Here is a 9,868-nt window from a genome sequence, read left to right on the forward strand (position 1 = left end):
CCATGTTGACGCGCAAAACTGCAATCGCGAAGCTGCGCGAAGCCGGCACGCTGGCCTCAAGCGGCGTGCCGGTTAATACGATTACTCCGGTCGAGGTGGATTCACCCCTGGCCCGCGTGCTGGCCAGCACACTGGCACACAATAAGGCGCGCAGCGGCCCACGCTTGCTGGCGCCGTCGTTTGCCCACGTGGTGCTGCCATGATGGGGCCGGGCCTGCTGGCGATGCCGACCCTGCATGCGGGCATTCCGTCGGCCGTGCGCTTGCGCGAGCCAAATAGCCTGGTCGCGCCACTCGCTATTGCGCTGCTGCAGGCGAACCAGATTACCGCCGCCATGCTCAAGTCGCGCCCGAACGCGCCGCTGGTCAAGGTTTTTGCCGAACCGGACGAACGCGCCCTGGCGGTGGCCGCCCTGAGCACTTGGTGGACCTCGATCCAGTATTGCTCCAAATTTTTCAGCTGGGGCCTGCATGTGCAGCAGTTGCCAGAAGATGGATATCACCGCCATCTGGATGAAAGCACCATCTGGTTTTGCATGACCAGAAACACCGATATCCAGATGCCGCGCTTCGCCCTGGAGCCGCGCATTACCGCGCTGGAGCAGCACCTGGCCGGTTTCGGGCAGACCGTGCTGGCCGTACTTTTCGATGCCACGATGTACTTGCCGAATGCGCTGGACCCGTGGCGCGCGGTTAGTGCGGCCCAATGGATGCACTGGCACGACTGCCAGACGGACGAAGAATTGCTCGAAGACCAGCGCGAGGAGCGCGGTTACGAAACCATCCAGCAGGTAATCGATGATGGTGACATTCTGACGCGTGCCGAATTTTACGGCGACATGCCGCGCTGGGTAACGAGCCCAGCACGTGTGGTGTCGCGCGGCGAGATCGTCGCTGCCGCCAGCAACAGCTTCCAGCACGATGTAATTGCGGCCTGCGATGCAATTTCCGCGCTGGTCAACAGCCCAGAATTCACTATTCGACCACATGAGGTAGGGGCGCACAACTATCCCGCCGATTCCGTCGATGGCTGCATGGTGCTGCTGTGGCGTGATAACGACCAGATCAGCCGCGTGCTCGACGATGAATTGAACATGCACGGCGAAGCGGGCGACTACACCGAATTCATCGACATCCACGGGATGGTGCCGTCGGGCGCCGCCATCAAAAAATATCAATCGCGCACCCGCCAGGTCATGCAACTGGCCCAGCTGACCGAGCGTTTGCTGGAACTAATCGGAGAACCTATATGAAAACCGTGGCCATCATCGCCGCCGGCGACACCACGTTGACCCTGTGCGGCGCCTTGCTGATGTACCAAGCGGACAATCACGGCGGCCCGATCTACGCGACGACGCATGGGATCGAGATCGACGCCAATAATCCGGCGCGCCGCGTCATCGGGCCCGGTGTACCGATGACGAAAGCCGACCTGGCGGCTTTTGCCGCGCGCGTGAGTGTCAAAACCGCTTACGCCGGCTTCGTGCCTGAAAATTTGCTGTATACGGCGCCGAACATGATCGCCTGGTGGACGCCTGCGGCGGTGCGCACCACCTGGTTCAAATCGAATTACCCCGAGATAGGTACCACCCATGGCCCGGCGGCACATCCGGCCCTGGTGTTTGTGGCCGTGCCAGGCAGCTGGTATGTATTCGCCCTGCGCGACTCGGCTAGGCCTGGCCCCACCACAACCCTGTATCACTCGCCGCACTTCAATGTGTGGGATGGCGGCCGCATTTGCACCGGCAATGTCGGCCTGCCCGAAGCGCTCGCCGCCAGTGCGATACCCGCCTACGAAGACGCATTTTTTCGCAGCCACTTCACGCACTCGAACCGGCAGACGCCGCACACGGTGAAAACCAAGGGCGGCACGAAAGCCGTTTGGGTCAGCCAGCTGGCCAAGCCGGACCCTGACGCGATGCGCAGCGCGCTGGCGTCAACGAAAGAAGATTTACAAAGCGCGATTGCGCGCATCACGCAAAGCAATAGCAACCAATAACCACCCATACCAAAGGACACACGATGAACGGCCAAGATCTTGCAATGAAATTCGATGAACTGCTCAATATCACCAAAACGTCCTACGAGGCGTTCCTGCTGCACACCGAAACGGCGCTGCGCGACGCGCGCCCGCTGCTGCTGGCGGTCGACGAAGAAGCGGCCGATCCGGAAAAACTGGCTATGGATATGGTGCTGTTGCGCGCCGCGCCGGTCGTCGTGGTGCCGCTGCACAGCGAGTTTCACGCGCTGGAGGAAGCAGGCCACCGCTTCCTGATGGCTGATGACGGCGTCTACTTGGAGGTGCGCCGGCCGTGGCTGCACCTGATCCAGCGCCTGGCGGAGCAAAAAGCGGTGCGCATGCCGTTTGGCGCCATCAAGCCGAAGGTCGAATTCGCGTTTGGCAAGATCGGCAGTGCTCTCGAGGAACTGCGCGCATTCGGCGAAGTGGCGCGCCTGAAGTCGCCGATCGAGAGCGCGGCCAGCTTGATCTGGAATGACGAAACGCGCGAGTGGGCCTTGCGCTACCCATTGCCGATCGGCGAACCGACCAGCGGCCACATCCAGTTCCAGCAGTTGTTGCTGGCAGAGCGCGAGCACCTGGCCATCGACTTGCACAGCCATGGCGCGCATCCGGCGTTTTTCAGCGAGACCGACAACCTGGACGATGCCGGCAGCGTGAAAATTTCCGGCGTGTACGGCAACCTAGATCAGCAGCTGCCGACGGTCGCATTCCGGCTGTGCGTGCTGGGCATGTTCATGACGCTGGCGGTACCGGCTGACAAGATATTCACGGCCGAACCGGCCGCCGCATAGGAGCCATCGACATGCCCCACATTACTCCCGCGCATTTCCTGCAGCACCAGGTGATGATTCACCTGGTGGGCTGCGGCGGCAACGGCTCGCAAATGCTGACCGGCCTGGCGCGCCTGAATCACGCGCTGACGGCACTGGGCCACCCCGGCCTGAACGTCATCGCGTTCGACCCGGACACGGTCAGCGAGGCCAACATGGGCCGCCAGATGTTCGGCCAGTTCGACGTCGGATCGAGCAAGGCGATCGTGCTGGTCAGCCGCATCAACGCGTTTTTTGGCCTGAACTGGGAGGCGCATTTCGGCCGATACGAAGCTGGCAAGGGCGCGCCCGACATGCTGATCGCCTGCGTCGACAGCGCCAAGTCGCGCTACGAAATCGCCAACGGCCGCGCGCTGCGCCATCCGAACAAGCCGTACTACCTGATGGACATGGGCAACCGCGCAGCCGACGGCCAAGTGCTGTTCGGCGAGCTGGCCAACGCCGACGGCAGCCCAGCCCACAAGGCGCCGCCCGGCAGCGCGCGCCTGCCCGATCCGTACCGCGTGCTGCCCGAGCTGGTCGACGTCCAGGCCGTCGAAGACGATACGCCCAGCTGCGGCCTGGCCGAAGCGCTGGAGCGCCAGGAATTATTCGTCAACCAGGCCGTTGTCACGCCGGCGCTGTCGATTTTGTGGGAATTCTTCCGTCACGGCCGCCTGACCTGGCATGGCGCCTTCGTCAACCTGCGTACCGGCAGCATGCGGCCGTTGCTGGTGAAGGATTCGGCGGCCGCACCGGAAGCGGCCGAGGCAGAAGAGCTGCGCGTGCGGGTGATGGCATGAAAACAACTAGCATGCTTTTCAACGCGCCGATGGTGCGCGCCCTGCTCGACGGCAGTAAGGTGCAGACGCGGCGGGTTATGAAGCCGCAGCCTGAGCCGATTCCCGGGGAGCCGGGCAAGCACTGGTGGCCTTCGAACGCAGCGCAGTCGATGATGCGCGTCGAGGATAGCTTCCAGAAGCATCCTGGCATTTTCGATGATGCTTGCCCGCACGGCGCGCCAGGAGATCGAATCTGGGTGCGCGAGACATGGCGCACCGATGCAAGCCTTGACGCAAAGCCGCCGCGCGACTTCAGCGGCTGGCCCGTCAAGTACGAAGCCGATGGCACGGCTCTACGCCATGGCGCGCACTTCGGCAAGACGGACGGCAAGACCCGCGTGAGCATCCACATGCCGCTTTGGGCCAGCAGGATCATGCTGGAGATCATATCGGTGCGCGTCGAGCGCCTCAACGACTGCAGTGCCGCTGATGCAACTGCCGAGGGAGTTGCACCTGACCAGGTGCGGCAAATTTCGGTATTCGGCGCGAACGACGTTGAGCGAGCAGCAATTTACCGGCGCGCCGCCATCGCGCCATACGAACGGATATGGGAATCCATCAACGGCGCCGGCAGCTGGGCTGCTAACCCGTGGGTATGGGGCATTGAATTCAAGCAAGTGCCACAGCACCACGAAAAGTAAAGGATAGGCCATGAACACCGATAACACCGAAATCAAAATATTCCAGGTCGATGACTGGGCATACGTCGCTGCCGAATCCGAACAGGTGGCGTGCGACTTTATCGCTACCGATGCTGCACGACCAGATGATCCGGAGGACTGGGAATGCAGCGAGATGACGCGTGGCAAGCATGCTGATCTTGAGGCACTGCTCGCGGCACACATCAGAAGCGGCGGCACATTCCCCGGCTTGATCGGCATCGACGCACACTACCAATAAGGCCTCCAATAATGAGTACCTACCAAGAATTCTGTCGCCTGCGTGACCTTCATATCCCAGGTGTGAACGCCCCAAAACACACCGAGGCCGACGCCTTTTTTATGGCCGCCGCCCAACTGGCCGTACCTGATGGCTACAAACTCGTGCCACTTGAGCCGACACCGGAAATAATCGCCGCCGCCGCAGTTGCGATCTGGCCGACAGCCAGCCCGGCCGACATCGCGCTAGCACGCCTAGCGGCGCCAATTGTCCTGATGCAGATGGATATGGCGCCTGGCACGACGGTTGACGCGGTCGCCGGCATGCTCGCCACGATGGCACCAGCATATCGCGCCATGCTTGCGGCCGCGCCGATTCCACCAACGGCAGAACAGCACGCCGACGACGTTGCCGTCGACCGCTTTGCGGCTGCGATGAAGGAAAAATTGGCCTTGGCACGTGCAAAGGGCCGCGGCGGCTGGGACGACCCGGAGCAGTGTAGCCTCGGCGATCTGACGACCATGCTGCGCAATCAGGCAAGTGGAGGCGACCCGATTGATGCAGGTAACTTTGCCATGATGATCCACCAGCGAGGGGGCAACATTGCGCCGCCAGAATTTGTGCGCGCCGATGGCATCGAACACGCCGTGCTGCAAACGGTTTTGGCAAAACGTTTCTCGCATTGTCGCCCAGGGTATCCATCCGGCATCGCCGCCTGGGCCAGTGCAGCGCTGGCAGACGACAGCGAGATACGCTATCCGGCCACGATGACACCAGCCCTCGCCGATGTTCTGGGATTGCCGAATTTCCGTACAGGACCCATCGCACACGTCTACCGTGCGGCTGGTGCCGAGATACGCACCAAATGCGAGGACGAACAGGCTTTCGTGCTCGACCGGTATCTTCGCCTGGCGATCGAGCACGGCGATGAATGGCGCACGGCCGCCGAGGCCGATCTCAAAGCAGCGTACGCGCGGGCCGAGGCTAGCAAGACGGTGAAATCATGAGCCGCTTTCCAGACTGCTTCGCCCCGAAGCCCGTGCCGAAGCCAGTCAGCGCGGCTCGCTGGGTACCGCTGGCAAAAAAGCACGGACTGAGTATCGACTGGGAAACCAAATGTGTCGGTAACATCGGTATTACTGAATTCTGGGGCAGCTCCTGGTGCGAACCGGATGTTGGCGCATGCGTGGTGAAGGTAGCCAAGATGATCGAGGCATCTGCCGAAAGGAAAAGTCCATGATGCATGCCCAACTTGCGGGCGTGATCCCGCGCAGTTCTCAAGCTAGTCGCCCAGCGGCTGACGGAATTGCTGAAAACGTGAAGTCGAGCGGCACCTTCCTGACTGCAGATGATGTCGCAATTTTAACTGGGCGCAAGCTCAAAAGCCTGCAGGTGAAGGCCCTACGGACAATGGGAATTCCATTTTTTATCAATGCTATCGGCCGGCCAGTCGTGGCGAGAACAGCCGTAGACGGCAAGACAGCCGCAGCACCCCAGGAAAAATCCGCATGGGTACCACCTGGCTTGAGGGCGAAATAGACCATGGGACGAGTTCCAACCAGAAATAAAAACCTGCCGACGGGCATGCGAGCGCGCCATCGCGGTCGGATTACCTATTACTTCCTGGACACGGGCAAACGGCCGCGAAGTGAGATATCGCTTGGCTCGGACTATGTCGAGGCAGTGCGGAAATGGGCTGAGCTGACGGCCAGCGCGATTCCATCAGCAACACGGCCGACTTTTCGCATGGTGGCTGAGCGCTATATCCGGGAGGTCATGAATAAAAAAGGCCTGGATACGCAACGCAAGAACATGAACGAGCTGGCGCACCTGTACCAGTTCTTCGATGATCGTCAAGAGCCGATGGATTCCATTCTGCCGGTAATGGTGCGCCAATACCTGACGTGGCGATCGACCAGCATAGCCGAAGAGCAACGGAAAAAGAACGCCAGCTTGGCGGCGCGTGGCAAACCCGTGCCCGACTGGACCGGCAAGGAAGGGCAAGTTGCGGCCAACCGGGATAAGGCGCTGCTGTCGCATATCTGGAATTTTGCACGTGGCGCTGGCTTGACCAATCAAGCTAACCCGTGTGCAGGGATCAAGGGCTTCAAGGAGGAGGGGCGGGACGTGTACGTCGACAATGAAGTGTTTTCAGCCGTATATGCTGCGGCAGCGCAAGGCCTGCGAGACGCCCTTGACCTGGCTTACCTCACTGGCCAGCGACCGGCCGACATGCTGAAGATCACGCGCGCCAATTTGAAAGATGGCGCAATCGAAATAAACCAGAATAAAACACGCAAAAAATTACGCATCGAGATCGTAGGTGAGCTGGCGGCGTTGTTAGAGAAGATCGACAAGCGCCCGGTCGTCGGCATAGGACTGATCAATAACGACGATGGCCAGCAGATGACGAAATACATGCTGCGATATGCATTTGAAGCGGCGCGCGCGAAAGCGGCCGCCGACAATCCAGGAATAGCCAAAGACATCAAGAATTTTCAGTTCCGGGATTTGCGAGCCAAGGCCGGCACTGATACGGAGGAAATTAGCGGAATTGCAGCGGCACAAGCGCAGCTGGGGCACACCACAACGGCCATGACAGCCAGGTATGTGCGACATCGGCGAGGCAAGCTCGTCAAGCCTACAAAATAGCTACGGGAGACTTTTTGCGGAACAAAACCAGTTTTGCGGAACTGGTGGGAACGAGAAAAATAGTGGTCACTATCTCTGTAAAATGCATGTGCGCTGGTGCCCGGAGCCGGAATCGAACCGGCACGCCCTTACAGGCGGGAGATTTTAAGTCTCCAGTGTCTACCAGTTTCACCATCCGGGCAGCGCGGCGAGATTTTAGCACAGGTGATACGCATCACGCCATCTTGTGCCTGAGCCAGGCTGTCCGGTTTGCACCGGACAGCCTGGTTTTATCTATCTGCCGTCAAAACGTCGCCTTGAACTGCACCCCATACGTGCGCGGCTCGTTGACGATGCCCGTCAGGTTGTTGAATTCGATGGCGCCCAGTGCCTGGATCTGGTTGGTGATGTTGCGGCCGTACGCCGAGAGTTCGTAGCGGTCCCATTTGTAGCCGACGCGCAAGCCGCCTTCCAGCAGTTCCTTGGCCTTGTATTCCTTCGCTTCGTACAGGAAGAAGTTGTAGCTGGTGCGGTAGGCCCAGTCCGTGTAGGCGTAGAACTCGCCATTGGCGAGGGGGATGCTGTATTTCAAGGTGAAGTTGGTTTGCCATTCGGGCGCGCGCGGCAGCGGGTTGCCGTCGATGTAGGCCGTGCCCACGAAGGGGCCGACGGGGTCGGTGACGGTGCAGCCGCTGGCCGGGGTGTTCTGGGCGTTGCCGCAGCTTTGCACGTACAGTTTCTTGTCCTGGATTTCCGTGTGGTTGTAGCTGCCGCCCAGGGTCATGCTGAGCGAGTCGCTGAGGTTCGCCTGGAAGTCCAGCTCCACGCCCTGGCCGGTGGCCTTCTCGGCATTGAGCAGGCGGTTCATGTTGACCACGCCGCTGCCGGCCGTCAATTGCTTGTCTTTCACGCGGTACTGGAATACGGCCAGGCTCAGGCGCGCGCGCTTGTCGAACAGGTCTTGCTTGATGCCCGCTTCCACCGACAGCACTTTTTCGGCGCCGGCCTGCGAGGGGCGGTCGGCCAGGCCGTTCAGGCGGCCTTGCATCGATGGCGCGCGGTAGCCGGTGGCGATGCGCGCGTAGGCGTTCGTTTCCGGCGTCAGCACATAGGTGCCGCTCAGGTCCCAGCTGACGTTGTGCGAGGTGTCATGCAAGTTGAACGGGCCGGCCGTGGTCGCTTCCACGCGCTTGGCCGAGAAATCCTTCTTGTCGCTCGTGTAGCGCAGGCCGGCGCGCAGCTTCAGGGCGTCCGAGACCGTGTAGTTGAGCGAGCCGAAGGCCGCGTACGACTTCGAGCTCTGGTTTTGCGTGGCGTAGGCGCTGTTTTGCGGATTGCCGGGCGCCAGGCTGTCAAAGCTGATGCTGTCGATCTGGATATCTTCCTTGAAGTAGAACAGGCCGCCTATCCATTGCAGCGGGCCCTTTGCGCTCGATTCGGCGCGGAATTCCTGCGAAATCTGCTTGTGGTTCGGGATCACGTCGGCTGTTTCCACGACGAAAGGAATGAAGCCGGGGCCCATCGGCGGCGCGTACACGGCGCCATAGCCGCCGTCGACGTCGGCGCGGCTGAAGAAATCGAGTTTTTCGTAGCCGGTGATCGAATGCAGGGTGACGCCAGGCAAGTCCCATTTCAGGCGCATGCTGCCACCCTTGGTTTTCAGGTGCTGGCGGTTGATGCCATCGGTAGGGTAGGAGCCATAATCGAAATTGTCGACCAGGTCGTTGGTGCCCTGTTTCAGGATGTTGGCGCGAAACAGCGTCGCCGTGCCATCGAGGTTGCGCGCGTGCACGTTGAACAGGGCGGTGAAGTCGCGCGTGGGCTTGACCAGCACCTGCAGGCGGGCGGCGCTGTCTTCATAGCCTTCGAAGTCGCGCGTGCCGGTGGGACGCGGGTTGTGCACGCGGTCGTCGCGGCGCTGCGTCTGGCCGGAAAAGCGCAGGGCCACGGTGTCGCTGACGGGCACGTTGAAGGCGCCTTCCAGGTTCTTCATGCCATCCTTGCCGAAGCCGCCGCTCAGGTAGCCTTCCGTCTTGAAGACGGGCTTGGCGGAATCGAACTTGATCACGCCGGCCGGCGAGTTACGGCCGAACAAGGTGCCTTGCGGGCCGCGCAGTACTTCCACCTGATCGACGTCGAACACGGGAAAGCCTTTCAGCATGGCGTTTTCCTGCACCACGTCGTCCATCACCAGGCCCACTGGCTGCGAGGCGTTCAGGTCGAAATCGGTATTGCCCAGGCCGCGAATGTAGAAGCGGGGAAAGGTGCGGCCGTAATCCGATTCGACGGAGACGCTGGGCGAGCGGCTGTTGAGGAAGCGGATGTCGGCGCCGCCGGCCGTCAGGGTGTCGAGCTTGTCGCCTTTCAGGGTGGCGATGGACATGGGTACGTCCTTGATGTTTTCCGCGCGCCGCTGTGCCGTCACGATTACCGTTTCCAGCTGGCCAGGACCGGCCTGTGCCGCTGGTGCGGCCGGCGCCGGGACGCTGTCCTGCGCCATTGCCTGCAGGGGAAAGGCGGCAGTGATCGCCAGGGCAATCAGGCTGTGGCGTATGGTGCTGGCGTGTGTGCTGGCATGCGGTGTCATCATGAAACGGCTCCTGTCGGTCAAGGTTGTTCGAAAGGTCCAGGCAGGCGCAAGTCCGCTAGACGAAAAATCATGCTAGCACGGAAAGTTTTGGTATT

The 9,868-nt window shown here is 61.1% G+C and carries 12 protein-coding genes and 1 tRNA gene; 11 read left to right on the top strand and 2 right to left on the bottom strand.

Translation table 11 applies throughout. The features are described 5' to 3' along the window. Nucleotides 1-2: 2 nt before the first annotated feature. From KY494_RS29135 to KY494_RS29185, 11 genes are read left to right on the top strand one after another with little or no spacing between them, the layout of a single operon-like run. Nucleotides 3-203 carry a hypothetical protein gene (locus tag KY494_RS29135; protein WP_219889329.1) on the top strand — a complete coding sequence of 67 codons (201 nt, stop codon included), beginning with the start codon at nucleotides 3-5 and terminating at the stop codon, nucleotides 201-203. After that, complete coding sequence (locus KY494_RS29140) at nucleotides 200-1,252, top strand: PRTRC system protein F (protein WP_219889330.1); 1,053 nt, start codon at nucleotides 200-202, stop codon at nucleotides 1,250-1,252. Before KY494_RS29135 ends, KY494_RS29140 begins: the two co-directional genes overlap by 4 nt. Beyond that, nucleotides 1,249-1,998, top strand: a complete 750-nt coding sequence (locus KY494_RS29145) for a PRTRC system protein B (protein WP_219889331.1) — start codon at nucleotides 1,249-1,251, stop codon at nucleotides 1,996-1,998. Before KY494_RS29140 ends, KY494_RS29145 begins: the two co-directional genes overlap by 4 nt. Nucleotides 1,999-2,042: 44 nt before the next feature. Further along, nucleotides 2,043-2,813 carry a PRTRC system protein A gene (locus KY494_RS29150; protein WP_219889332.1) on the top strand — a complete coding sequence of 257 codons (771 nt, stop codon included), beginning with the start codon at nucleotides 2,043-2,045 and terminating at the stop codon, nucleotides 2,811-2,813. Nucleotides 2,814-2,824: 11 nt separating this feature from the next. Further along, complete coding sequence (locus KY494_RS29155) at nucleotides 2,825-3,634, top strand: PRTRC system ThiF family protein (RefSeq protein WP_219889333.1); 810 nt, start codon at nucleotides 2,825-2,827, stop codon at nucleotides 3,632-3,634. Beyond that, nucleotides 3,631-4,314, top strand: coding sequence for a hypothetical protein (locus tag KY494_RS29160; protein ID WP_219889334.1), 684 nt, complete (start codon nucleotides 3,631-3,633; stop codon nucleotides 4,312-4,314). Before KY494_RS29155 ends, KY494_RS29160 begins: the two co-directional genes overlap by 4 nt. Before the next feature lie 10 nt (nucleotides 4,315-4,324). Continuing rightward, a complete protein-coding gene (locus tag KY494_RS29165; protein WP_219889335.1) occupies nucleotides 4,325-4,573 on the top strand; it encodes a hypothetical protein in 249 nt (82 codons plus the stop codon). A gap of 11 nt (nucleotides 4,574-4,584) precedes the next feature. Then, nucleotides 4,585-5,559: a hypothetical protein gene (locus tag KY494_RS29170; RefSeq protein ID WP_219889336.1), complete on the top strand. Its 975-nt coding sequence runs from the start codon at nucleotides 4,585-4,587 to the stop codon at nucleotides 5,557-5,559. Beyond that, complete coding sequence (locus KY494_RS29175; protein ID WP_219889337.1) at nucleotides 5,556-5,792, top strand: hypothetical protein; 237 nt, start codon at nucleotides 5,556-5,558, stop codon at nucleotides 5,790-5,792. Before KY494_RS29170 ends, KY494_RS29175 begins: the two co-directional genes overlap by 4 nt. Next, nucleotides 5,789-6,091 carry a DUF4224 domain-containing protein gene (locus tag KY494_RS29180; protein WP_258194550.1) on the top strand — a complete coding sequence of 101 codons (303 nt, stop codon included), beginning with the start codon at nucleotides 5,789-5,791 and terminating at the stop codon, nucleotides 6,089-6,091. Before KY494_RS29175 ends, KY494_RS29180 begins: the two co-directional genes overlap by 4 nt. Nucleotides 6,092-6,094: 3 nt before the next feature. Continuing rightward, nucleotides 6,095-7,204, top strand: a complete 1,110-nt coding sequence (locus tag KY494_RS29185; protein WP_258194551.1) for a tyrosine-type recombinase/integrase — start codon at nucleotides 6,095-6,097, stop codon at nucleotides 7,202-7,204. 94 nt (nucleotides 7,205-7,298) lie between these two features. Here KY494_RS29185 and KY494_RS29190 read toward each other — a convergent pair. Together KY494_RS29190 and KY494_RS29195 are read right to left on the bottom strand one after the other, a co-directional pair. Further along, nucleotides 7,299-7,385, bottom strand: a tRNA-Leu gene (locus KY494_RS29190). A 102-nt stretch (nucleotides 7,386-7,487) separates the two neighbouring features. Continuing rightward, nucleotides 7,488-9,770 (bottom strand): TonB-dependent receptor, encoded by a 2,283-nt coding sequence (locus KY494_RS29195; RefSeq protein WP_219891790.1) that lies wholly within the window; start codon nucleotides 9,768-9,770, stop codon nucleotides 7,488-7,490. Nucleotides 9,771-9,868: the final 98 nt, after the last annotated feature.

Origin of the sequence: Janthinobacterium sp. PAMC25594 (genome assembly GCF_019443505.1) — a bacterium.
Taxonomy (GTDB): domain Bacteria; phylum Pseudomonadota; class Gammaproteobacteria; order Burkholderiales; family Burkholderiaceae_D; genus Janthinobacterium.